A 22,801-nucleotide genomic window follows, 5' to 3' on the forward strand; every position below is an offset into this window, starting at 1 on the left:
ATTTTAGCATTCCTTTATCCAGTTGGGTAGTAAAAAAACTGGATTTAAAGATTACCTATACGGTATAAATGATGAGCTGCAATGCCATATATCCGGTATAGAAACCGTAAATGAGGATTAAAATTGCGCCTAACTGGCGAAATAAGTCAGCTTGTTGCAGTTTTTTAAGGAAATTAGCACCCATGCCTACTGTGAGCATTGCTGGAAGCGTACCTAAACCGAAAGCAAGCATGATACCTGCGCCGTTGTACCAACTTCCTGATACGGCCGCCCACGTAAGCATTGAGTAAACCAACCCGCATGGTAGCCACCCCCAAATAAAACCAAACGGCAAAGCGTGGCTAGAATGCTTCAAGGGTAGAAATGATTTACCTAAAGGAGAGATATAGCGCCAGAGCGTCTGTCCAACTTTTTCAAAGAACAACAAGCCGAACCACCATTTACCGATATACAAACCTAAGACGATCATAAAGGCAGCAGCAAATAATCGGAGCCAACCCAGCAGAGCGTTAAAATCGCTTAGCTGACCTATAGAAGAAATTGCACCGCCAACCACACCACCAATCACGGCATAACTTAGCAAGCGCCCTAGGTTATAAAGTAGGGGAATAACAGGGGAAGGTTTACTGTTGCCAATCGAAAGAAGCGACGCAATACCACCACACATTCCCATGCAGTGGCCTGCGCCGATCAATCCAACAACAAAGGCTCCGATCCAATCAGGCGTCATCGTTCTTTTTGTCTACGTTAGTTTGGCTTTCGCTGTTAGCTTTCTCATTCTTGGTAGGTTTACTATCAGAATGGTTGTGAGCCTTTTCGTCTTCATCAAACAGAATGTTGTGGCCTTGACGTTCTAGGTCTTCAAACTGTTCGCTCTTCACCGCCCATAGAAAAATACCAACAGCGATGCACACCAGAACAATCGCAATGGGGATCAGAATGTATAAACTTTCCATTATTTACCTTGCTCTTTTAAAAGCCTTAACGAGTTAGACACAACAATAATAGAGCTGGCAGACATGCCAACAACGGCAATGTATGGAGCAACCAAACCTGCAACAGCCAATGGAAGAATGAGTAAGTTATACCCTAATGACCAAGCTAGGTTTTCACGGATTATCTTACGCGTTTTTAACGCCAAAGTACGCGACTTAAGTAATCTATCGAGCTTATCACCCAACAACACCATATCCGCAGAAGCTTTCGCCACATCCGTACCGCCGCCCATAGCAACGGAAAGGTGAGCACCCGCAAGAATAGGGGCATCGTTAATGCCATCGCCAACCATCATGGTAATGTCACTTGCATCTCGAGAGTTCAAGTAAGCAAGTTTATCTTCAGGCTTCGCGTTAGCAACAATGTCTGTAATACCGATCTCTTCAGCAACAGGCTTCGCGTTAATCAAAGAATCGCCAGTAAGCAGAGTCGTTTTGATTCCCGCTTCTTTAAATTGCTTAATAAACTCGATGCTTTCTTTGCGGATCGGATCTTCATATGTAAACGTTGCGATATGACGGCCCGCCATCGACAAGTAAATGCCGTTGCTTTCCGATGGTTGAGCTTCACCTAGAATGAATTCGCTACTACCAATCGCAACTTCTTGGCCGTTCCACTCACCAGTGATACCTGAACCAATCACGTTGTTGACTGACTCTACTTCGATATCATCTGAAATATGAGTCTTGAACGCTTTAGCGATAGGATGGTTAGCGTGTTGCTCCAGGCTCGCCGCTACTTTGAGACAGGTGTCTTTATCAAGCTCAGCGAAGGTTTCAACTTGGCTGATACGAATATCACCCTCAGTCAATGTGCCTGTTTTATCGATGATCAAGTGATTTACTTTGCACAAGGTTTCGAATACGTGGCCTTTGCGCAGCAAAATACCGAAGTTACCCATGCGAGAAGTGGAACAGGTAATCGCCGTCGGTGTTGCCAGTGACAGAGCACAAGGACACGTTGCTACCAATACCGAAAGCATGATCCAGAAAGCGTCTTCTGGTCGTGTTTGGTGCCAGTAGAACCAAGTACCGAATGAGATGATTAAGATCACCGCAACAAAGTATCGCGCTACCACATCAGCAATTTCTGCGATGCGAGGTTTAGACAATTGCGCTTCGTCTTGCAGGCGAACGATATTGGAAATAACCGAATCCGCTTTTGACGTCATTACTTCCAATTCAAACGATTCATCACCATTCAATGTACCAGCGAAGACGGTATCGCCTTCGTTTTTGACCACATGGATAGATTCGCCAGTCAGCATCGATTCATCGATATGGACTCTGCCAGATAATACTTTGCCATCGGCAGGAATGTGTTCACCCGGAAGAACGCGAATTTGGTCGCCAACTTTTAAGGTTTTTACCGGAACTTGTTCGCCATCTAACGTTGTTGCCATAGCCGGAACAAGCTTAAGCAGGTTACCACTAGCGGCTGCTGCTTTACGACGAGCGCGCATTTCAAGGAAACGACCAAGCAGTAGGAAGAAGGTGAACATCGAGATAGATTCGAAGAAGACTTCACCTTTCTCTGTCACCGTTGCGACCAAACTTGCAACATAGGCAAACAACAGAGCAATCGACACAGGTACATCCATACCCAATGTTCGACCTTTGAGGCTACGCCACGCATTGATATAGAAAGGCAATGCAGAGTAGAGCAGAACCGGTGTTGCAAAGATTAAGCTCACCCAACGGAAGTAGCTTTTGAATTCGGGCTCAAGGTTACCAAAGACTTCAAGATAAAGCGCCACAGCCAGCATCATGACCTGCATGGTTGCTAAACCAGCAATACCAAGACGATAGAGATAATTCTTCATCGAACGATGATAGGCGGCTTCTTGTTGATCAGCCTCGAATGGTGCGGCTTTGTAGCCTAAGGTATGGATTGCAGATAACAGCTCGCTCAGTTTTGTCTTACTGTTGTCCCAACTGAGCAGGGCGCGGTTAGTCGTGGTATTAACACGAATACTCACAACCCCTAACTTTGAAGAGACTTGCTTCTCAATAAGCCACGCACAAGCAGCACAAGAGACACCTTCTAGTGACAATGTCACTTCAGAGGTGTTTTCAGAGTTACGGACGAACTCCAATTGAACATCTTCGTTGTCGTAATGACTGAGTGCCAGAAGTTGCTCTGGCACGAGATCCGCTTTTTCAGCTGGAGCGGTACGATATTGGTAGTAAGAGACCAAACCGCTATCAACGATTGTCTGGGCTACGGTTTCGCAACCCGGACAACACATAGGTCGCACCGATCCTAAGATTTCTACTTTAAAATCCGTTTCCGCTGGTACATCTTCACCGCAGTGATAACAGGATTCACACATAAGCTTTAGTTCGTTAGTTGAGTAGGAGTATCAATAGGGAAGTTCATGCGACCTTGCACCAACCATTCAGAATCATGCGGAGAAAGCTCGATAAACCATGGACCTTGCATTTCATGGTCCAGAGTCAACGTGTAGTTGCCTCTCGCATCAGCGGTCAGTAGCTGAGTAAAATCACGGTCAGGCAGCGTTCGGTGCACGAACATTGCGCTAATAGCAGGGAAGTGGTCTAGCTTGCCTTTGTCTAGGGTAATGATAACTGAGTTACCTTTCTCGCTAACTGAAGCTGATAGGCCAAGCTCTTTAGCAACATTTACTTTCGAAATGTCGACATTAATACCTTTACCTTTTTTATAGTAATCTTCAGTGACAACGTTAACTGAATGGTTGGTAAGTATCGCGACTCGAACCAATGTCAGCATAGAAACGCCAACGGTTAGGAAGATCAAAAACCACGGCCAAAACTGCTTATACCAAGGTTGTTCCATATTATTATTCTCAATATATACAATGAAATAAAACTAATTTTTACAAACACTTAAGGTTATAACTGTAAAAGAAAGACAGCCCCTTAAGAAGGGGCTGTTATTATTATGTTACTCTTTATCTGAGTTGCTGAGGCTCCAGACGTAGGCAGAGACGAGCTGAACCTTATCCTCACCGAGGATGTCCTTCCAAGCCGGCATTACACCAGAACGTCCGTACATGACTGTTTCCGTCACATCAGCGCGAGAATCGCCGAATAGCCAGTCGCGGTCAGTCAGGTCAGGGGCGCCAACAGCAGGGTTACCCTTACCATCAGTACCGTGACACGCTGCACACACTACAAAGCGCGCTTTACCAGCGTCTGCTTCACGTGCGTTTACGCTACGACCAGAAAGGCTAAGCGTGTAGCTAACTACTTCTTTTACGCCTTCTTCGCCAAGAGCGTCTTTCCAACCTGGCATTTGACCGACACGACCATGCATGATGGTAGTAACGATAGCTTGTGGTTCACCACCATATAGCCATGCGTCATCAGTTAGGTTCGGGAAACCTTTCTGACCACGTGCATCAGAGCCGTGACACTGAGAACAGTTTTGTAGGAACAAACGTTGGCCCACTTTGATTGCATCAGCATCTGATGCAATGTCAGGGACAGAACGTAGACCGTTTTCGTCGTGAGCTAGCTTTCTGAATGCTTCACCAAAGTAGGTGTCTGCATCATCAAGCTCTTTCGCGTATGCGTCTAACTGTTTGTTTGCTTGCGCAGCAGCGATTGCAGAGCGAGACTCTTCTACGCTACGAACTGTTTGGTTTGAACTCGTCCAACCTAGTAGACCTTTAAAGTTGCCAAGGCCTGGGTATAGAGCTAGATAAACAGCTGCAAACACAATTGTGCTAACGAAAAGGTATGTCCACCATTTAGGTAGCGGGTTATTAAGCTCACGAATACCATCGTATTCATGGCCCATATCCTGACCTTCTTCTACACCTGTTTTATCGTTGGAACACCAACGAAGTAAGGCTGCACAGCCAATCAATGTACCGATTGTGATTACTGTTACCCAAATACTCCAGAATGTACTCATTACTTCGTCACTCCTTGATTTTTATCTTTCGCAGGTGCTTCATCAGCGAACACTAGGTTTGCATCTTCGTCGAAGCGCGACTTACGATTTTTACCGAAAGCCCACCAAACGATACCGATGAAACAAGCAAAAACAGTAACAGTCCAAACACTTTGAAATGTAATAATGTCCATAATTATTCCTTATTTCATTGCGTGGCCAAGCGATTGAAGGTAAGCGATGATTGCATCCATCTCTGTTTTTCCTTCAACATCTTGTTTAGCGTTAGCAATTTGTTCGTCTGTGTAAGGAACACCAAATTGATTACGGAAGATTTCAAGCTTCTGTTTAGTCAATTTGCCATCAAGTACATTCTCAGCAAGCCATGGGAAACCAGGCATGTTTGATTCAGGAACAAGTTCACGAGGGTCGATAAGGTGAACGCGGTGCCACTCATCAGAGTAACGATCACCAACACGCGCTAGATCAGGACCTGTACGCTTAGAACCCCATAGGAATGGGTGTTCCCAAACACTTTCGCCAGCTACAGAATAGTGACCGTAACGTTCAGTTTCAGAGCGGAAAGGGCGAATCATTTGGCTGTGACATACGTTACAACCTTCGCGAATGTAGATATCACGACCTTCCATTTCCAGAGCAGAGTAAACACGTAGATTTTCTACAGGTTCAGTAGTCTGCTTTTGGAAAATAAGTGGGGTAATTTCTACTAAAGCACCAAAACTGATAGCAATAACGATAAGAATCGCTAGTAGGCCAACGTTCTTCTCTACCAACTCATGGCGATTATTTGAATTTGAGCTCATTCTAAATCTCCTTAAGCCGGTTGAGGGATAGCTTTAAGGCTATCTTTAGGTGCAGAAACAGTTTTGTACGTGTTGTATGCCATTAAGAACATACCTGATAGGAAGATGAAACCACCTAAGAAACGTACAAAGTAGAACGGGTAAGACGCTTCTACAGATTCAACGAAGCTGTAAGTTAATGTACCGTCAGAGTTAACAGCACGCCACATCAGACCTTGCATCACGCCAGAGATCCACATTGCAACAATGTAGAAAACCGTACCAATCGTTGCCAACCAGAAGTGAACATTGATTAGAGATACAGAGTACATACGCTCTTGACCAAATAGTTTAGGAACTAAGTGGTAAACCGAACCGATAGAAACCATTGCAACCCAACCTAACGCACCAGAGTGAACGTGACCGATAGTCCAATCCGTGTAGTGAGATAGTGCGTTAACCGTTTTGATTGCCATCATTGGGCCTTCGAAAGTCGACATGCCGTAGAATGATAGAGAAACGATTAGGAAACGTAGGATTGGGTCGTAGCGAAGCTTATGCCACGCACCAGATAGAGTCATAATACCGTTGATCATGCCACCCCAAGATGGAGCAAACAGAACCAAAGACATAACCATACCTAGAGATTGAGTCCAGTCAGGAAGTGCAGTGTAGTGTAGGTGGTGAGGACCAGCCCAGATATACAGAGACACGAGAGCCCAGAAGTGAACAATCGACAAACGGTAAGAGTAAACAGGGCGACCAGCTTGTTTAGGAACGAAGTAGTACATCATACCTAGGAAACCAGCTGTCAATAGGAAGCCTACCGCATTGTGTCCGTACCACCATTGCACCATTGCATCGATCGCTCCGGAATAAATCGAGTACGATTTAAACGCAGATACAGGAACAGCTAGGCTGTTAACGATGTGCAACACGGCAACCGTGATGATGAAGGCTCCGAAGAACCAGTTTGCTACGTAAATGTGCGATGTCTTACGTTTAATCATGGTTCCGAAGAACACGACCGCATAAGCTACCCACACAAGAGTAATAGCAATATCGATTGGCCATTCAAGTTCTGCGTATTCTTTACCAGAGGTTAAACCTAACGGTAAAGTAATTGCAGCGGACAGGATAATCGCTTGCCAACCCCAAAAGGTAAAGGCTACGAGAGGGCCACCAAAGAGACGCGTCTGACAGGTACGTTGTACAACATAATATGATGTTGCAAACAGCGCACTTGTACCGAACGCAAAAATAACCGCATTAGTATGCAGGGGACGTAAACGACTGTACGTCAACCACGGCGTATCAAAGTTTAGCTGTGGCCAAACTAATTGAGCGGCAATCAAAACACCAACGCCCATACCGACAATACCCCACAAAATTGTAACTAGGGTAAATTGACGGACGACCGTATAGTTGTAGTTTTGTTCAAGCTGCTTTTCTTGGCTCATTTGCATGCTTCCAATTTCTTATTTACTACACTTTACTTCCAACACGACTCACGTCGTAATGCCACCCAAATTAGAAAAGGAAATTCAGCCTATTCAGGGCTTTATTTCCACTTGCTGATTTTAAAAAAAAGTGGCATTTTCAACGCGACACTATACTTGAATTAACAAATCAATGACAGAGTAGTAACCTTACGCTTGGTCTGGAATTGGATTTTTATTTAAAAACTTTGAACTTTGTAACAAGGAGTAAAGATTATAATGGCGGCACAAAAGCTAACAAAAGGCAGGCTTGTTCAAATTATCGTCATGTTGGTTATTTTAATAGCTGCATTTACTTGGAGAACAGTAACATACGATAATAACGAAACAGTAAACTGTATAGTTTCAAAACCTTGTGAATTTGGCATTGATAATCATAATGTTTTAATTTCGGGCGATAACCTAGGGTATTCGATCGAAACATCTAAAACTGGCAAATTTATCATTAACTATACCGAGAACGGAATTCTAGAAGAAAAAGGGCCTTCGAATTGGCTGTTACAAACTAATGATAAGACACCCTCAATAACGGTTACATTTCCACAACAGGTGAGCACGTTTTCTGTAAACCTGTCTAAAGAGTAACAGAGAAAAAACTGGGGTACGCCTCGGTTCTTTTGATAGAAATATGTACCAAATCAGTGAAACACAGTGCATTAAAGTGTTATAAAGAGAGCATTAATAAAGTTACCCAGAATCTATGAAATTTCTATCAAAAGTCTCTTACTCCCTAGACGATAAAATCGCAGTAGATGAGTTGCTCAGCGGGGTGGAAAAACCTGACGATATTGCTTGTCTTATTTGCTACTGCACAGAAGAGTATTCGACACTCGCTGTGCAGAGATATTTCGTAGATGCTCTCCCTAACACTCCCATACATGGCTGTACCACTTGTCACGGTATTATGACAGAAACTGGGTTTCATTCTGGTCCGGTAATTGGCGTACTCATCATTTATGACTCAGGAATCAACGCCTACGGTACGGGCATCGAGCACTTTAGCGACTCCATAGACCGCAGCACCTTCAGCGCTATCGATAAAGCACTTAAGAACGCCAACCGAGAGGGCGAAATCCCCGATCTTATCTTGCTTCATTCCACTCCTGGTAATGAAGAGAAGGTGATGGCAGCTATCGATAAAAAGTTTGGTACTGAGGTGCCTATTATTGGCGGCAGTGCTGCAGACAATCAGGTTTCCGGAAATTGGAGCATCTTCACCGAAGAGTCGCTGTCGATAAATGGCGTATCTTTAACGGTAGTGTTTGCGTCTCAGTCCATCTACTCCTCTTTCAGCGCCGGTCACACACCTACGCGCTATTCAGGCACCGTGACAAAAGTAAGAAACCGAATATTGTTGGAGATAGACCACAGGCCAGCCGTCACTGTTTACAACGAATGGACTAATTTCCACTTAGGTGACAGTGATGATGGCTACATATTCGAAAAGTCGTCAGTCTACCCATTGGGCAGGAAAGTCGGCTCTTCTTACGATTACCCATATTTCAAATTGTCTCATTCGATCAGAGAGACGGAGTGTAATGGGATTGAGCTATTCACAGACATCAGTGAAGGTGACACCATCTACTTGATGCAAGGTTCTAAGCAGCAGTTGATTAGCCGCGCCGCTAATATCATTCAATCCTCATACTACAACGACATGGATCTTGAAGAGAAACTAGGGGCGATCAATATCTTTTGTGCCGGCCCAATGCTCAATCTTAAACAAGATATGGATGAGGTTTGCGAACGAATAAATCAAGCACTTAATGGGCTTCCGTACATATGTCCATTCACGTTTGGTGAGCAAGGCAGGCTCTCTGGTGGTGAGAATGCACACGGGAATTTAATGGTATCGTCTGCAACGTTTTATAGGTTGAAAAAATAATGGGTTCTGAAGGTCAAGAAGCGCTGCAAGAAGCACGTATTGAACTGCAAAAACTAAAAGCCCGTGAGCGAAAACTGGCTGAAGAGAACAGGGTTATCTTATCAACCATCTCTGCGATCAGTAAGGCAAGTAACATATCTGAGATATTCTCCAGTCTTGAGTTCGTGCTCAAAAAATACATTAAGTTTGATGACTTTATCGTGGTATCAAGGGTAGGGAACGAAGGCAGTTTCAAAACCCTGCTAAGCAATAACAAAGTCTTCGAACAGATGAATTGGAGCGATTGTGGCAAGCTATCGCGAGTCATCAATGGTGAATGCGCCATCCTTTTCGAACCCAAGTCTCTTGGGGAATTTAACTCCCTGCACCCCATTGTTCTCGACCAAATCAATTCCGTTCTGATTACAGGTATAGATAGCGGACTAACACAATCCGTCATCATCTTTATCCACTCAAATACCAAGCACTTTAGTATTGAAACCAAGGCCACACTAAACCGTTTCCGACCGTTGATAGAGCGTGCTGTTTTCGATATTGAGAACAAAGAAAAGCTTGAAGCAACCGTTCGAGAACGTACAGCAGAGCTTGTCACAGCAAGAAAAGACGCAGAAAGAGCCAACAAGGCCAAGTCTGAATTCCTCGCGATGATGAGTCATGAACTAAGAACACCGCTAAATGCCATTATTGGCTTGATAGACACTCTAAAATCCACATCACTGAACGAAGAACAACAGTCTATACTGCTTAATATGAGCACATCATCTGAGCTTTTGTTAGCAATTATCAGTGACGTGTTAGATTTTTCTAAGATTGAATCTGGATGCTTCTCACTAGCACCTCAGTGGAGTAATGTAAGAGACACTGTAACTTTTGTATTATCTGAACAAAAGAAGACAGCAGACGATAAAGGTTTGGCGCTAACAATAACCAGCGATATCCCTGAGGGTGAACTTCATTACATAGACCCAAGCCGCTTGGCACAAATCCTATTTAACCTGATTGGTAACGCGATTAAGTTCACTGAGCGTGGGCATGTCCATGTTTCTATCAAGTACCAGCAGAGCTCTTTCTATATAACAGTAGAAGACACAGGGATTGGCATTAGCTCGCAACAGCTTTCGTCGCTGTTCAGTCCATTTGTACAAGCTGACAGCACAATCACACGTAGATTTGGTGGCACAGGTTTAGGCTTGGCTATCACTAAAAGACTGGTTGAGCTAATGCGCGGGCGCATATCGGTTGAGAGTGAACCAGGAAAAGGTTCAAAATTCGAAGTACAGTTACCAGTGCTTACCAGAGTCACGAACAATCTGGCCAACATTGAAGATAATGAATCCTCACGAGATTTAAGAAGCCGTTATTCAGTGTTAGTTGTCGAAGACAACCCAACGAATCAAATGGTGATCAAATTAATCCTAACGCGACAAGGCCACGAAGTTTTCATCGCAAGCAACGGTGAGGAAGCGATTGGCTTTGTGGAAAGAGCCAATGACTCGATAGACATTATTTTAATGGATGTGTCGATGCCGGTAATGGATGGATTAACCACAACCAAATATATGAGAGACGCGAACATCAAAACGCCAATCGTCGCGCTAACAGCACACACATCAATAGAAGACAAATGTTCTTGCTTAGATGTCGGCATGAATGATTTCGTGACCAAACCAGTAAGAACTAAAGAGATCACAGAAGCAATTGATCGATTAATGCTTGAAGTCTAATAAACGTATTCTTAATCGAAGATTAGGAAATATGTTTATTAGGTATTTTATGGTAAATAGCCTTACTGTTAAATAGAACGTCGATTTGGTAGATAAACAAGAGGCAGGGCATCACATAAAGATACCTGCCTTATAAACATTAAACCCAATTTAACATAATATACATAATACGTAGTGGTCATGTAAACCCCAGATAGTAATGTCACTTTTGAGCTAGATTAAGATGTCACCTTAGTACTGGTTGCTGACTACATTTCATGTACCAGCTTCGGTTACTAAGGACTACTGAGATGTTGATTGCCATGAGTGAAAAAGAAATTAGTCGATTCAAAGTTATTCAAGACGTCTGTGAACATGGTGCGGCTAGTTTAACCCATGCTTCTAGAGGTAAACCCAGTAATCGGCGTTATTCTAACGAATATCGCAAAGAGATTCTTTCGACTATCCATAAACACTATTCTGATTTCTCGCCCACATTTGCACGTGAAAAGATCATAGAAAATCATAATTTAGCTATCTCGTTAGAGACACTTCGCCAATGGATGATTGCCGACAACCTTTGGATCCCGCACTCACAACGAAAACCTAGAGTCTATCAACCTCGTTACCGTCGAGACTGTCTTGGAGAATTGATTCAGATAGATGGCTCACATCATGACTGGTTTGAGGGCCGCAGCGACAAATGCTGCCTACTGGTGTTCATTGATGATGCGACTGGCCGCTTGATGAACCTAAGATTCAGCGAGACAGAATCCGCATTTGGATAGTAAGTCACAGTGCAACATAAATTCTATTCACCTCTGTCTGGACTATATTGCCTTGTCTCATAACTGCGATAATGACACTTCTATTACCAACAAGTCTTTAAAATCAGATATTTAGGCTAGTTTTCAATTAGTTAGAGTATCTTTTGTTTGTTAACATATTTTGGAACTGAATAACTTATTATCTTAGAAGGCTTTACATGAAAATCAGTACAATCGCCCTATCGCTATTCACCGCTTTTTTTGGCATCAGCTCGCAGGCGCTTGCTAGTGAAAACGAAAACTCACCTAGAGAGCATGGTCATTTTTATGCTGGTGTTGATATCGGCTTTTATAATGAAACTGAATTAGAATATCGTGGCAGCGCCATTGAAGATTCATCTGATCTATCAGACTTTAGCTATAACTTGGTTGGGGGCTACGAATTCAATACACACGATGTCGTCAAACTGGGACTAGAGGCCGAGTACCGAAAAATAGGAAAAGTTAACTATAACGACTTAATGGATATTGAAGGCCAAGCTTTCTTCGTAAACATTAAACCAAAGTTTATTGTTAAAGGTGACGTCTTAGATCTGTATGTATCTCTATTAGCCGGTGTTGGCTCTATGGATATGGAAGCGAAAGCTTTTGGAGTATCAGACTCTAAGTCTGAAGCAGCCTACCAAGTTGGTGCTGAACTTGGTGCGATAGTAACAGACAACATCGACATCCATATTGGTTACCGCTATGCAAACGTTGAAATAGAATCCATCGATGTATCACCCCAAACCGCTTACCTAGGTGCAAGGTACCACTTCTAAACTTGATTCACTCGTAGGCTCAATACTACTAAAGCCGTCCTTTTAAAGCTCGGCTTTAATTTTGATCACCTATTTCCCTACTCGACCTCTACTTTGACAAGATATTTCAACCATAAATAAAGTTACGTTGTATCTTTCTTCAAAACTGCAGCCTGAAAACTTAGCATTAACGCAAAATAAACCACTTTAACAGGCTACTATTTCGTGTTTAAATTTTGATCTATCAAACAGTTATATGAATAAATTTGGTGATTAAGCAATCAAATGCTATGCACTCAATCCTTAAAAATAAATTAAAGTGTTAACATCAGGCAATTTTGTAAACTAGGTGTTTGATATGTTGCCTAAACTTTATAAGTTCAGATCGCTCCACGACAGAAACATACAATCTATTTCCGAGTGTTCGTTGTGGTTTGATTACGCTAAAACTTTTAATAACCCTTTTGAATCTAACCACGTATTCAATATAGAGCTTCAACAAAACTTTAAGATCATGTGTTTCTCTCAGTCGAGCGACCACCCAATACTATGGTCGCAGTATGGTGACAACTTTAAAGGCATGTGTATCGAGTATGATCTCAACTGCTATAACGGCGAGGCCAAACTCAACTGTTTTGAAGTCCAGTATGAAGACGAACCTTGTATGTTCCACCCGGCATCGCTAAGTGGTTTACAAACAGCAAGACTGGGAGCTGAGATATTCAAAATTAAGCATTCTAATTGGCGTTATGAAAAGGAATATCGTTGGGTATTACCTGATGACGAGATGATCGGAAATAAACTCTACCTTAATAGAGAATGCCTAAGCTCAGTAATTCTGTCAGAGCACGCTCCTGCCGACAGGAAGTTGAAAGTTCTGATGACTTGCCAGCGCCTTGGTATACCCGTTAAGCACGCAATTGCCAAGCAGGAGTCGTTTACATTCGAAGTGGTCTGTTAAACGGTATACAGCAAAATTTATATCAATAAGTCAGACACTTTCATTAAGTTACAGTGCAACGAAAAAGGGAGCCACATTTAATGTGGCTCCCTTTTTACATGTTCGTCGTCAGTTTTCCAGGCACTTTATCTTGCATCTGCTCAATCGTCGCGATAGACATTTGAACAGTTGAAAACCAATAAGGTCGGTGCTTAACGTTAAATAGTTCACTATTATCTAACGCCTCAAAAACAGAATATTTTCTACCTTGAGCCAAAGCTGCACCATAAACCGTTCGCTCAAGTACTGGAATGTCATTCACTTCCTCTAGAAGTGCCCTCTTGATGAACTGGTTTCCAGGGCTCCAATCTATAAATTCAACGAGATTTTTTAGTAGCTTGAGCTCTAGCTGCTCGACCATTGATTCGAGAAACTGTGTGTTTGGCATCACCTCAGTACAAGCATAATATTCGTCATGCTTGTCACTTGCTTCACGATAACCAAGCATCGTTTTTACCAATGCGTCTTCAAACGTTGAAGAAAAGTGGTTACAAATTAAAAACAAAGGCAGAACTCGCAACACGCCAAGTAAAATGCCTACGTTAGGATCTTTAACCGACGTTTCTTGAAGTCGAATTCGAGTCGCATTTGATGTCACGACCAAGTGTTGCCAAACCTTAGGTGTGATGTGTTTAATGTTGCCATCATTCCACTTAATCAGCTGTTGACTCATTAACAATGGGAACAATAAACGACAATTTTCTATTCCTATTTGTCGTGCTGCAACTTTTGGATCGAGAATTACCTTAGATTTCTTTCCATATTTATCTGCAAACTCTTGATTGGAAACAAACTCGATTAAACTTGAGCTCAATGGCCTACTTTTCGCGGATATTTCATGGAGTTTGGAAAAGTTTAAAGATGGCGAATACGCAACACTAGCGAACTGATTGTAATCGGGTAAGTCTGAAAACAACGAACTTATTAAGGTACCTTGAAGCTTCTCGAGCATTAGCGCAGAAGCGGCATTGCTGACATCATCGATAACGTATCGTAAGGTTTGTTGCTTCGCGTCGACTTTCTCACGATGAGCATTGACTCTATCCTGCTCGCAGCGCAATAAAATACGTTGATTGTGAGATATGCGGTCAGATTCATCAAATATGACGCTATCACAATACCTATTTTCTAAACTTAGTAACGTGTCTACTGTAGATTGTGCGAGCTTATATTCAGGTGAGATTAACCATCGATTAAAGCGAGCTTCAACATTGATTGAGACCTTCCTTGAGATCTCAACGACTTCAGGGGTATAACTTTTATTTGCTAACAACAACCGTGACTTTCCTTTGCCGTAAATGCTCTTGTATCGGCATATCCTGCCTTTATAACAAAACTAATATTAATAGAAATTAGAGATTGGTTCACGAAATTGTTTCAATAAAATTAAGGTGATTTAGTTATAGTGCGTTGAAAACGGTTAATACGTGATATGTAACCGGATATACTTTTCTGGAAAGCTGTATTTGAACCTTTTCTTCGTCGGTAGATTTTTTTTTGCCTGCTTGCAAATTTTACTATCTCCAGACGTTCTCACCTTTTTGATTCTTGCGTAACCTTTAGAGTGCTTCATCTCAATCATCAGATCGCAATAACCCTCGAAATCAACATTACTCTTGTTGAGCCCTTTCATGACGGTGACTTTTATCTTTTTGGCTACAGGATTAACCAATGCATCGTCGGGAAAAGCGACTGGGGATAAAAAACATAATAGTAATACTAGGTATCTCATACTGCTCTCTCTTTGTTGAGGGTGAGAACAGTATGCGGAGATTTAAGAGAAATGAAGGATTAACTTAGTATGAAGATTGACTAGCTAGCGCGTAACTCTCAACGATTACGCTTTCTTTGAGCCTTTAGACTTAAAACCATTATGCGGGAACACGTTACGAATACGTTGCTGTACGTTTTTAGGCACATCTTTAGTGAACTTGAGATTGTAGCCAGAACGTTTTGCATACACTTTTAGCTCACCTTTAAAGGTATTGTTATGACCAATCTCTTGAAGGTTATGCTTAAAGCTCGGTGGAAGATGCCCTTTAACTTGTTCGATCGCCCCGTCACTAAATTTAATTTTCAACACCGGTCGATCGACTGCTACTAACCAAAAAACTAATACCGCACCGATTAATATTACGTACATCATAATGTCACCACTACTGTTGATGGTTATTTATCGTCAGAAAGGAGCTTGCTTAAGTCTTCTTTGAGGCTAGTCACCGTCTTGCTGGCCTGCTCACTACGAGACGCTTCGCTAACCAAATACTCGATGGCATCTGAGAGCGTACAACCTAGCTCGTTCGCACGTTGAGATAGCTTTTCCCATACACGGTAATCAAGGTCGATTGATTTCTTCTTTGTATGAACTTGTTCAGCATTGAAGTGGCGTTTTCGCTTAGCTCTGATCGCTTGTTTAAGCTTGTTATCGAGCTCAGGAGACATGTTGTTAGATATCCACTCAAGGACACCTGTAGGTTGGTGTTCAAGCTTCAATAAGGCTTTAACAGCAACGTCAGCTTCACTTGAATCTATGTGGCAGGTGATCGACTCGCCTTCTTTCCATTTTTTGACCAGATAGTTCCATTTCCAACCACATTCCAAGTTTTCAAGTTGCTGATATTTCATGTCTAATCTCGAGAGTTAATCCTAGTGACAGCGTAACCCAAAATAGGCTATTTAACAATTATGATCTTGAAAGAATAGACCAAGATCATACTTATATTAGCTTAGTGATTAGTAACTACAACATAGAGCTACAAGCGAGATCGGTTTTTCTATATACTCCCTACCTCATTATCATAATCAGAAACTTAAATGACTCAAGTAGATTGGCGACATGTTACGCCTCAGTACGACGAATATAGCGCTCAATTAGAGCAATTCCCTGACATCTCGCCTTTCCCGTTTTCAGATATTCAACATAGATTCAAAGATGCGCTAACCCGCTTTGTCCGTTTGTCTAACCTTTCGCGTGTTTTACTTGTAAACGCTCCAGACAATTCGATCTATCGTCAAATGATTGTTGAATCTCTAGTCACTGCTTTAGATGATCACACTCTACCGGTTATAAAAACTGAGTCTTTAAATGCTGTCTCTCTGTTTGACCAAGTTCAATCAAAAGACGGTAAGGTTGTAGCGACAAAGCCCGGCCTACTGGCTAGAGCAAACAACGGCTATCTGATCGTTTCAGCAAACTTGATCTTGGCCAACCCAGGAAGCTGGTTACTGCTTAAATCAGCACTGCTTGGTGAAGCCGTAGAACCAATCAGCAGTAATCCAGAGCACTTGAACCAGTCCCCGACTTTGCCTTTGACTTACAACATTAAGTTGATTGTGGTTGGAGACAGAGCTCAACTAGGTGACCTTGATTACCTGGACAGCGATATTCAAACCGGTTTTTGCCTATTTAGCGAAATTGAACAAGATATCAAGCTCTCTGAAGAGACTTTGACTCAATATCTTGGTTACCTTAAGTGGCTTCAACAACGTTATGAATTGCCAACCATCACGCAACAAGCGTTGACGGGCATTCTTACTGCCGGAGCAAGAGAGACTGAAGATCAGAGCTATATTCCATTATGCCCTATTTGGCACAATGCGTTATTGAACGAAGCTCTTATTGAAGCCGACAATGGTGAGATTGATATTCACCATATCCAACAAGCTCAACAGCACAAATACAACCGTGAATCGTACTTACCAGAACGCGCTCTGGATGACATTCGAGATGGCCAAGTCATTATCGAAACCGAGGGTGAACAAGTTGGCCAAGTTAATGGCCTGACGGTTATCGATGTTCCCGGACACCCGATCTCTTATGGTGAACCTGCTCGAATTTCCTGCGTTATTCACTTTGGTGATGGTGATATTGCCGACGTTGAGCGCAAAGCCGAGTTAGGTGGTAATCTTCATGCTAAAGGTATGATGATCATGCAAGCATTTGTGAGCAGCGCACTAAACCTAGAAGATCCGTTGCCATACGCTGCTTCTGTTGTGTTTGAGCAATCGTACTGCGAAGTCGATGGCGATAGTGCTTCTCTTGCTGAGCTTTGTTCTCTAGTGAGTGCTTTGTCTGAATACCCTATCAATCAACAAATTGCGGTTACAGGTGCAGTTGACCAATTTGGTCGTGTACAAGCGGTTGGTGGGCTAAACGAGAAAATCGAGGGCTTTTACCATGTGTGTAAGCACAATGGCTTAACTGGCGAACAAGGCGTGATCCTTCCTAGATCGAATTTAAGGCACCTTGCACTGAAGCCAGACCTTATTGAAAGTATTAAGAATGAAGAATTCCATATTTGGTCTGTGTCTAATGTAGACGAAGCAATTCCTCTCATTATGAACAAACCATTTAGAGACGATGAACAAGAAAGCGTTCTGAGTAAAATCGCGGAACGTATTGAAAACTTTGAAAGACATGAGCAACCTATTGGAATCGTTGGACGCATTAAAAACTGGTTTGTCTAGTACTGATCGGACTTGTTTAGCGTACACCTGTTCACTAATATGCACCTATCAAAAATCGGAGTAATTGATAATGCAAAACAAACGTGATTCTTACACTCGCGAAGAGCTTCTAGCATCAAGCCAAGGCGAACTATGGCCACAAGGCCCTCAACTACCAGCACCGAACATGCTAATGATGGATCGCATCACTAAGATGTCTGAAACTGAAGGTGATTACGGTAAAGGTTTAGTTCTTGCTGAGCTGGATATTACTCCTGACCTATGGTTCTTCGATTGTCACTTCCCAGGCGACCCTGTAATGCCGGGTTGTCTAGGCCTTGACGCAATGTGGCAGCTTGTTGGCTTCTACCTTGGTTGGGTTGGCGGCGAAGGTAAAGGCCGAGCTCTCGGTGTTGGCGAAGTGAAATTCACTGGTCAAATTCTGCCAACAGCGAAAAAAGTAACTTACGAGATACACATGAAACGTGTTGTTAACCGCCGCCTAGTTATGGGCCTTGCGGATGGTCGCGTACTTGTTGATGGCAAAGAGATCTATGTTGCTAAAGATCTGAAAGTTGGCCTTTTCCAAGATACGTCAGCGTTCTAATCTGTTAGTTAGATTTTTAATAAAGCAGCCCATGGCTGCTTTATTTTCACTCCAATAAATTTAGTTATAGTGCATTAAGGTATCCTGTATTTAACTTAAAACAGAATAAATCCACCAGCGATACGCTTATGATAGCGAAACTAGAATACTAGTAGCTCTGGGAATCTTTGTATTGTTCTGAAACTAACAAGGCTCCAGCCGTTGTAATCAACAGGCAATGGAGCCCTGACCTTGAATTCTTTGTGCCCTATCTACTTATAGAGACCTGATTGCTTATCATCTTTGGCATCACGCCAACCACCTAACCAATAAGACCGAGAATCCATTTGGCTATATGGGCAAGCTTCTTGCGACCGTCCATTTAAACCAGCCTTGTAACCTTGAGATTGTGCTCGTTCTAGTCGATCACGCTTTTGTCTCTTCATAGTGCAGTCCTCATACGGGTGTTCCATTAACTAACATACAATGATTACAACTTTGCGGAGTTTTTGTGACTCCAACTTTAAGGATCGATCAGATTTTCACTTTTCTCAAGGCGAAAAAAAGCCCGAGTTCAGAATTGTGAACTCGGGCTCAAGAGATAAATTATTTAAATTTTCTACGGAACCCTAACAGACCAAGCACAGTCAAAGTTAACCAACCTAGGCTACCGCCTTGACGATCAACTTTCTCTGAGTCGGCACTACGAGTTTGGATATCAGCTTTAGTTGCACCGGCAATTGGCACAAGCTTAACTGCAACAACCTCTTCTACCGCGTTAGATGACGCGCCACCACAGTATGAATTGTGAGACGTTGTGTCATACGGTTGAGTCGTTCCTCCAACTGTACATTTGATAGCAGTAGCAGAGATCACACCAGCATCGTTAATGTCAGTAGCATCAATAATTCGGAACTTGTTGTTCTCTCCGGAAACAATACCATCATTTGTTAGATCATCTAACCACCAAGCTTGGCCGTTAAAGATGTCTACACGACGAGCTTCAGTTGATGAAGACACGTTATAAGGATATATAAAGCCTCTGTGTCTTCTTTCACTACCATCAACCTCACGAGTGGTTTCTGCATCTATTTGGCCAACAAACTCATTAAAGTTGTTAACTGCTTTAGCTTCACCGCTCGAACCACCAAAGAAGATACCACCAGACAAGTACGTTGCTGTTGGGTTTTTGGCATCGGTTACAACGAAAGGCTTATTACCTGCACTACCACTCTCTGGTACATAACCATTACGCTTAGAATAACCAACAGCGAACAAATTATCATTGATGTCAGTCGCTACAGAGTTACTGTATCTAGCATCATCGTTGGACGAGCCAGACTTAACCTCTGCACCGCTAATCTGTGTAGTAGTCCAAGTTGCCGTTCCAAGATCTAGCGAACTACTCACAAAGACACTTGCATTCATATCTTGCAGATCGCCGTTTCCATCAGCAGTATTATAGCCTACACCATAAAAAAGAGAGTCCGACTCAACAATTGAACGCATACTGCCTTGGGCAAAATATTCATCTTGTTGAGCATTCCCACTTCTGATCCAATCAATATCTTTTGTTGTAGTACCATCCCAGATAGCAGCTTTTGAGCTAAATGTTGTATCCGAAGTGTCTGTTTTTGGACCTGCCGTAGATACACTACCTACATTATAAACAGTACCGTTGCTTGCAGTAATCGCTTTCCATGCACGAGTTTCAGAAGTACCAGTAGGTCCAGCAGTCGTCGTAAACATCGCGTTATTGCGAATATCACCTTCAGATTTAACACCTAATGGTTGAGCATTGTCATCAAGTGAGTTAATTACTGTATTGCGAGTGTCAAATGTAACGCCGCCTTCAACAAATGCTTTTGCATTAACGTAAGTTAGGTCGAACCTTTCCTTGCTCCAAGTGTCATTCCAACGGTTTTGTGCCCAGCTTTCACATGTAGAGTATCTTAGCTCTCGGTAGCAATAGTTTTCGAAGTCATCGAACTCTTGGATATATTGAAACGGAGCATCCATCGCGAATGGGACTTCTTCACGATAACTTACCGCTTCGACAGTATTACGAGTTTCGCCAGCCAATTTGAAGCTATCACACGCAACACCACCAACAGTACCTGTCGTAAAGCAACTCTCGGTACCAGAAACCGTTGCTGGCTGAATAGCCACACCGAATATCTCTGACGCGCCTGTAATCGAAGGAGTAACTTCTACTACCTTATAAAGCGCAGCATTCGCATTAGTTGCAGCAAAAACTAATGCTGCAACTGTTGTTAATTTAAATTTAGTACAAGTCATTATTACTTCTTAACTTTCCTGTTGTAGTGCCTCGAGCTCTTCCCAGCGCTCAAAAGCAACTTCAAGCTCCTGCTCTGCTGCAGATAGCTTATCTAATACTGGTTGTGTCTGCTCTACAGATTTTGAAAAGAAGCTTGGATCGTTGACTTCTTCCTGAAGAGTTTCAATTTGAGTTTCCAATTCTTCCAAACGCATTGGTAGCGCTTCTAGTTCTCGTTGTAGCTTATACGATAACTTCTTAGGTTTAGCCTTAACTGGCGCAGTTTTGGGAGTTTCCTCAACTACTTTCTCAGGCTTTGATGGCTTTTCAACCTGTCGGTACTCTAATGCTTGCTTTCTTTGCTGCTGAGCATCGTGATAGCCGCCAACAAATTCTTCAATCACACCGTTACCTTCGAAGATCCAACTTGTCATAACTGTGTTATCAACAAACTGACGATCGTGGCTCACTAAAAGAAGCGTACCCTGATAGTTGGCAAGCAAATCTTCTAAAAGTTCCAAAGTTTCGATATCTAGATCGTTGGTTGGCTCATCGAGAATCAATAAGTTGTTCGACTTAAGGAAGATACGAGCTAATAACAGGCGGTTTTTCTCACCACCAGATAGTGCTTTAACAGGAGTACGAGCACGTTTTGGAGAGAATAAGAAATCTTGTAAGTAGCTTAGTGCATGACGCTCACGGCCGCCTACAGTGACTTCTTGCTTACCATCCGCTAGGTTATCAATTACAGACTTCTCAGGGTCAAGGATTTCACGGTATTGGTCGAAGTAAGCCACTTCAAGTTTAGTACCGCAATGCAGACGACCTGAATCAGGCTTAAGCTGGTCAAGAAGCAGCTTGAGCACCGTACTCTTACCACAACCGTTAGGACCAATCAGAGCGATACGATCGCCACGCATAATGTTGAAGCTGAAGTCTTTAACAATCTCTTTGCCTTCGAAGCCAAAGTTAATGTTCTCAGCTTCAAATACAATCTTGCCTGAACGCTGGCCATCGTCGATTTGGATAACGGCTTTGCCTTGTACTTCACGACGGTTCAAGCGTTCTTCACGTAGCTTCTTAAGCGCACGTACACGGCCTTCGTTACGAGTTCGACGAGCTTTAATACCCTGACGAATCCATACTTCTTCCTGAGCGAGCTTTTTATCAAATTCAGCGTTCTGCATCTCTTCAACACGAAGCGCTTCTTCTTTTTCAACTAGGTAGTTTTCGTAATCACCTGGGAAAGAGCTCAACTTACCGCGATCAAGATCGACGATACGTGTTGCCATCGACTTAATAAACGCACGGTCGTGCGAGATAAAGATGATGGAACCACGGAAGTCTTTCAGGAAGCCTTCTAACCATTCAATGGTTGCAACGTCCAGGTGGTTAGTCGGTTCGTCTAGTAGAAGCACGTCAGGGTCACACACAAGTGCACGAGCAAGCGCCGCTTTACGTTGCCAACCACCAGATAAATCAGTCAGCTTTGTTTCAGCTGTCAGCTTAAGTGCAGCCAATACGTTGCTTACGCGATCTTCAAAGCGCCATGCATTCGCATGATCCAGTTGCTCTTGAACACGAGTAAGACGATTTAGATTCTTTTCACTAGGGTCAGTACCGATGAGATCCAGAAGATCATGATAGATCTTCAGCTGTTCACCGATTTCCGCTAGGCCACCAGCAACGTAATCATAAACGGTACCTTGCTCATTACGCGGTGGATCTTGCTCAAGACGAGATACAACCACATCTTGTGTGATTTGCATCTTGCCGTCGTCCATGATGATGTTCCCAGACAGGATTTTCATCAACGTAGACTTACCAGCACCATTGCGCCCTACTAAACACACACGTTCGTTTTCTTGCAGTGCGAAATCCGCACGATCTAATAACGGGTGATCGCCAAACGCTAATTGCCCATTATGAATTGTAAGTAATGCCATTCTTCTTTAACCAATCATTAAGTTCTAACAAGCCAAATGGCCAGTTAAGCTCTGAGCTTTGAGAAAGATCAGAGCTTTCAAATTTGAGCACCGGAATAGTGACCCCGTAACGGGAAAAGAGCTCATCATCGAATGCAATGTCGACAACGTTGACGTGATGGCTAATATTTAACTGTTCCGTGAGTTGGAATGCCATCTCACATAGATGGCACC

Annotated in this window: 23 protein-coding genes and 1 pseudogene; 8 read left to right on the forward strand and 16 right to left on the reverse strand. The window is 42.8% G+C overall.

What is annotated here, in order from left to right; translation table 11 throughout:
• Positions 1-55 precede the first annotated feature (55 nt).
• The 8 genes from AC3CH3_RS08090 to ccoN form a co-directional block, all read right to left on the reverse strand.
• A complete protein-coding gene (locus tag AC3CH3_RS08090) occupies positions 56-730 on the reverse strand; it encodes a sulfite exporter TauE/SafE family protein (RefSeq protein WP_488536912.1) in 675 nt (224 codons plus the stop codon).
• Complete coding sequence (gene ccoS / locus AC3CH3_RS08095; protein ID WP_019824627.1) at positions 720-956, reverse strand: cbb3-type cytochrome oxidase assembly protein CcoS; 237 nt, start codon at positions 954-956, stop codon at positions 720-722. Before ccoS ends, AC3CH3_RS08090 begins: the two co-directional genes overlap by 11 nt.
• Complete coding sequence (locus tag AC3CH3_RS08100) at positions 956-3,328, reverse strand: heavy metal translocating P-type ATPase (RefSeq protein ID WP_488536913.1); 2,373 nt, start codon at positions 3,326-3,328, stop codon at positions 956-958. Before AC3CH3_RS08100 ends, ccoS begins: the two co-directional genes overlap by 1 nt.
• A 5-nt stretch (positions 3,329-3,333) precedes the next feature.
• Positions 3,334-3,813, reverse strand: coding sequence for a FixH family protein (locus tag AC3CH3_RS08105; protein WP_017059641.1), 480 nt, complete (start codon positions 3,811-3,813; stop codon positions 3,334-3,336).
• A gap of 108 nt (positions 3,814-3,921) precedes the next feature.
• Positions 3,922-4,896 (reverse strand): cytochrome-c oxidase, cbb3-type subunit III, encoded by a 975-nt coding sequence (ccoP, locus tag AC3CH3_RS08110; protein WP_488536914.1) that lies wholly within the window; start codon positions 4,894-4,896, stop codon positions 3,922-3,924.
• A complete protein-coding gene (locus tag AC3CH3_RS08115) occupies positions 4,896-5,069 on the reverse strand; it encodes a CcoQ/FixQ family Cbb3-type cytochrome c oxidase assembly chaperone (RefSeq protein ID WP_004733679.1) in 174 nt (57 codons plus the stop codon). Before AC3CH3_RS08115 ends, ccoP begins: the two co-directional genes overlap by 1 nt.
• A gap of 9 nt (positions 5,070-5,078) precedes the next feature.
• The gene (gene ccoO / locus AC3CH3_RS08120) at positions 5,079-5,699 is read right to left on the reverse strand and encodes a cytochrome-c oxidase, cbb3-type subunit II (RefSeq protein ID WP_017059643.1); all 621 of its coding nucleotides are present in this window, start codon (positions 5,697-5,699) and stop codon (positions 5,079-5,081) included.
• Positions 5,700-5,710: 11 nt separating this feature from the next.
• A complete protein-coding gene (gene ccoN / locus AC3CH3_RS08125; protein WP_009846707.1) occupies positions 5,711-7,144 on the reverse strand; it encodes a cytochrome-c oxidase, cbb3-type subunit I in 1,434 nt (477 codons plus the stop codon).
• A 252-nt stretch (positions 7,145-7,396) separates the two neighbouring features.
• Between ccoN and AC3CH3_RS08130 the strand changes: the two genes are divergently transcribed.
• The 6 genes and pseudogenes from AC3CH3_RS08130 (at position 7,397) to AC3CH3_RS08155 (ending at position 13,293) form a co-directional block, all read left to right on the forward strand.
• Positions 7,397-7,762 (forward strand): hypothetical protein, encoded by a 366-nt coding sequence (locus AC3CH3_RS08130; RefSeq protein ID WP_488536915.1) that lies wholly within the window; start codon positions 7,397-7,399, stop codon positions 7,760-7,762.
• A gap of 115 nt (positions 7,763-7,877) precedes the next feature.
• Positions 7,878-9,062 carry an FIST signal transduction protein gene (locus tag AC3CH3_RS08135; RefSeq protein ID WP_488536916.1) on the forward strand — a complete coding sequence of 395 codons (1,185 nt, stop codon included), beginning with the start codon at positions 7,878-7,880 and terminating at the stop codon, positions 9,060-9,062.
• On the forward strand, positions 9,062-10,786 hold the full coding sequence (locus tag AC3CH3_RS08140) for an ATP-binding protein (protein ID WP_488536917.1): 1,725 nt from the start codon (positions 9,062-9,064) through the stop codon (positions 10,784-10,786). The genes AC3CH3_RS08135 and AC3CH3_RS08140 overlap by 1 nt, the downstream gene beginning before the upstream one ends.
• Positions 10,787-11,088: 302 nt before the next feature.
• Positions 11,089-11,547: pseudogene (locus AC3CH3_RS08145) on the forward strand (transposase family protein); the annotation flags it as partial.
• Between the two features lie 203 nt (positions 11,548-11,750).
• Positions 11,751-12,353 carry a porin family protein gene (locus tag AC3CH3_RS08150; RefSeq protein ID WP_488536918.1) on the forward strand — a complete coding sequence of 201 codons (603 nt, stop codon included), beginning with the start codon at positions 11,751-11,753 and terminating at the stop codon, positions 12,351-12,353.
• A 337-nt stretch (positions 12,354-12,690) separates the two neighbouring features.
• The gene (locus AC3CH3_RS08155; RefSeq protein ID WP_488536919.1) at positions 12,691-13,293 is read left to right on the forward strand and encodes a DUF2971 domain-containing protein; all 603 of its coding nucleotides are present in this window, start codon (positions 12,691-12,693) and stop codon (positions 13,291-13,293) included.
• 94 nt (positions 13,294-13,387) lie between these two features.
• On the opposite strand, the gene AC3CH3_RS08160 is transcribed toward AC3CH3_RS08155, so the two are convergent.
• The 4 genes from AC3CH3_RS08160 to matP form a co-directional block, all read right to left on the reverse strand.
• On the reverse strand, positions 13,388-14,608 hold the full coding sequence (locus AC3CH3_RS08160; protein ID WP_488536920.1) for a hypothetical protein: 1,221 nt from the start codon (positions 14,606-14,608) through the stop codon (positions 13,388-13,390).
• Positions 14,609-14,752: 144 nt separating this feature from the next.
• The gene (locus AC3CH3_RS08165; protein ID WP_488536921.1) at positions 14,753-15,064 is read right to left on the reverse strand and encodes a hypothetical protein; all 312 of its coding nucleotides are present in this window, start codon (positions 15,062-15,064) and stop codon (positions 14,753-14,755) included.
• A 105-nt stretch (positions 15,065-15,169) separates the two neighbouring features.
• Positions 15,170-15,478, reverse strand: a complete 309-nt coding sequence (locus AC3CH3_RS08170; protein WP_017059672.1) for a DUF3634 family protein — start codon at positions 15,476-15,478, stop codon at positions 15,170-15,172.
• Between the two features lie 23 nt (positions 15,479-15,501).
• The gene (gene matP / locus AC3CH3_RS08175) at positions 15,502-15,957 is read right to left on the reverse strand and encodes a macrodomain Ter protein MatP (RefSeq protein WP_017059673.1); all 456 of its coding nucleotides are present in this window, start codon (positions 15,955-15,957) and stop codon (positions 15,502-15,504) included.
• A gap of 189 nt (positions 15,958-16,146) precedes the next feature.
• Here matP and AC3CH3_RS08180 point away from each other — a divergent pair, with 189 nt between their 5' ends.
• Positions 16,147-17,799: an AAA family ATPase gene (locus AC3CH3_RS08180; RefSeq protein ID WP_488536922.1), complete on the forward strand. Its 1,653-nt coding sequence runs from the start codon at positions 16,147-16,149 to the stop codon at positions 17,797-17,799.
• 70 nt (positions 17,800-17,869) lie between these two features.
• Entirely contained in the window at positions 17,870-18,385 is a 516-nt protein-coding gene (gene fabA / locus AC3CH3_RS08185; protein ID WP_017059675.1) for a bifunctional 3-hydroxydecanoyl-ACP dehydratase/trans-2-decenoyl-ACP isomerase, read from the forward strand.
• A 251-nt stretch (positions 18,386-18,636) separates the two neighbouring features.
• Here the strand turns inward: fabA and rmf are convergent, their stop codons facing one another.
• From rmf to AC3CH3_RS08205, 4 genes are all read right to left on the reverse strand, one after another.
• Entirely contained in the window at positions 18,637-18,810 is a 174-nt protein-coding gene (gene rmf, locus AC3CH3_RS08190; protein ID WP_017059676.1) for a ribosome modulation factor, read from the reverse strand.
• 160 nt (positions 18,811-18,970) lie between these two features.
• Positions 18,971-20,662 carry a DUF3466 family protein gene (locus AC3CH3_RS08195; protein ID WP_488536923.1) on the reverse strand — a complete coding sequence of 564 codons (1,692 nt, stop codon included), beginning with the start codon at positions 20,660-20,662 and terminating at the stop codon, positions 18,971-18,973.
• Positions 20,663-20,671: 9 nt separating this feature from the next.
• Positions 20,672-22,588 (reverse strand): ABC transporter ATP-binding protein, encoded by a 1,917-nt coding sequence (locus tag AC3CH3_RS08200; protein WP_108020679.1) that lies wholly within the window; start codon positions 22,586-22,588, stop codon positions 20,672-20,674.
• The gene (locus AC3CH3_RS08205; RefSeq protein WP_017057231.1) at positions 22,566-22,784 is read right to left on the reverse strand and encodes a glutaredoxin family protein; all 219 of its coding nucleotides are present in this window, start codon (positions 22,782-22,784) and stop codon (positions 22,566-22,568) included. The genes AC3CH3_RS08200 and AC3CH3_RS08205 overlap by 23 nt, the downstream gene beginning before the upstream one ends.
• Positions 22,785-22,801 lie beyond the last annotated feature (17 nt).

It is taken from the genome of Vibrio sp. QJM3NY_35, assembly GCF_057785915.1.

What these genes read in the sequence shown, in the direction of transcription:
- AC3CH3_RS08200 (WP_108020679.1), bottom strand. Translation starts at nt 22,588, where the DNA reads ATGGCATTACTTACAATTCATAATGGGCAATTAGCGTTTGGCGATCAC.
- ccoP (WP_488536914.1), bottom strand. Translation starts at nt 4,896, where the DNA reads ATGAGTACATTCTGGAGTATTTGGGTAACAGTAATCACAATCGGTACA.
- AC3CH3_RS08205 (WP_017057231.1), bottom strand. Translation starts at nt 22,784, where the DNA reads ATGGCATTCCAACTCACGGAACAGTTAAATATTAGCCATCACGTCAAC.
- AC3CH3_RS08170 (WP_017059672.1), bottom strand. Translation starts at nt 15,478, where the DNA reads ATGATGTACGTAATATTAATCGGTGCGGTATTAGTTTTTTGGTTAGTA.
- AC3CH3_RS08195 (WP_488536923.1), bottom strand. Translation starts at nt 20,662, where the DNA reads ATGACTTGTACTAAATTTAAATTAACAACAGTTGCAGCATTAGTTTTT.
- AC3CH3_RS08090 (WP_488536912.1), bottom strand. Translation starts at nt 730, where the DNA reads ATGACGCCTGATTGGATCGGAGCCTTTGTTGTTGGATTGATCGGCGCA.
- AC3CH3_RS08105 (WP_017059641.1), bottom strand. Translation starts at nt 3,813, where the DNA reads ATGGAACAACCTTGGTATAAGCAGTTTTGGCCGTGGTTTTTGATCTTC.
- AC3CH3_RS08165 (WP_488536921.1), bottom strand. Translation starts at nt 15,064, where the DNA reads ATGAGATACCTAGTATTACTATTATGTTTTTTATCCCCAGTCGCTTTT.
- AC3CH3_RS08155 (WP_488536919.1), top strand. Translation starts at nt 12,691, where the DNA reads ATGTTGCCTAAACTTTATAAGTTCAGATCGCTCCACGACAGAAACATA.
- AC3CH3_RS08140 (WP_488536917.1), top strand. Translation starts at nt 9,062, where the DNA reads ATGGGTTCTGAAGGTCAAGAAGCGCTGCAAGAAGCACGTATTGAACTG.
- ccoS (WP_019824627.1), bottom strand. Translation starts at nt 956, where the DNA reads ATGGAAAGTTTATACATTCTGATCCCCATTGCGATTGTTCTGGTGTGC.
- AC3CH3_RS08115 (WP_004733679.1), bottom strand. Translation starts at nt 5,069, where the DNA reads ATGGACATTATTACATTTCAAAGTGTTTGGACTGTTACTGTTTTTGCT.
- ccoO (WP_017059643.1), bottom strand. Translation starts at nt 5,699, where the DNA reads ATGAGCTCAAATTCAAATAATCGCCATGAGTTGGTAGAGAAGAACGTT.
- AC3CH3_RS08135 (WP_488536916.1), top strand. Translation starts at nt 7,878, where the DNA reads ATGAAATTTCTATCAAAAGTCTCTTACTCCCTAGACGATAAAATCGCA.
- AC3CH3_RS08150 (WP_488536918.1), top strand. Translation starts at nt 11,751, where the DNA reads ATGAAAATCAGTACAATCGCCCTATCGCTATTCACCGCTTTTTTTGGC.
- ccoN (WP_009846707.1), bottom strand. Translation starts at nt 7,144, where the DNA reads ATGCAAATGAGCCAAGAAAAGCAGCTTGAACAAAACTACAACTATACG.
- AC3CH3_RS08100 (WP_488536913.1), bottom strand. Translation starts at nt 3,328, where the DNA reads ATGTGTGAATCCTGTTATCACTGCGGTGAAGATGTACCAGCGGAAACG.
- rmf (WP_017059676.1), bottom strand. Translation starts at nt 18,810, where the DNA reads ATGAAGAGACAAAAGCGTGATCGACTAGAACGAGCACAATCTCAAGGT.
- fabA (WP_017059675.1), top strand. Translation starts at nt 17,870, where the DNA reads ATGCAAAACAAACGTGATTCTTACACTCGCGAAGAGCTTCTAGCATCA.
- matP (WP_017059673.1), bottom strand. Translation starts at nt 15,957, where the DNA reads ATGAAATATCAGCAACTTGAAAACTTGGAATGTGGTTGGAAATGGAAC.
- AC3CH3_RS08130 (WP_488536915.1), top strand. Translation starts at nt 7,397, where the DNA reads ATGGCGGCACAAAAGCTAACAAAAGGCAGGCTTGTTCAAATTATCGTC.
- AC3CH3_RS08180 (WP_488536922.1), top strand. Translation starts at nt 16,147, where the DNA reads ATGACTCAAGTAGATTGGCGACATGTTACGCCTCAGTACGACGAATAT.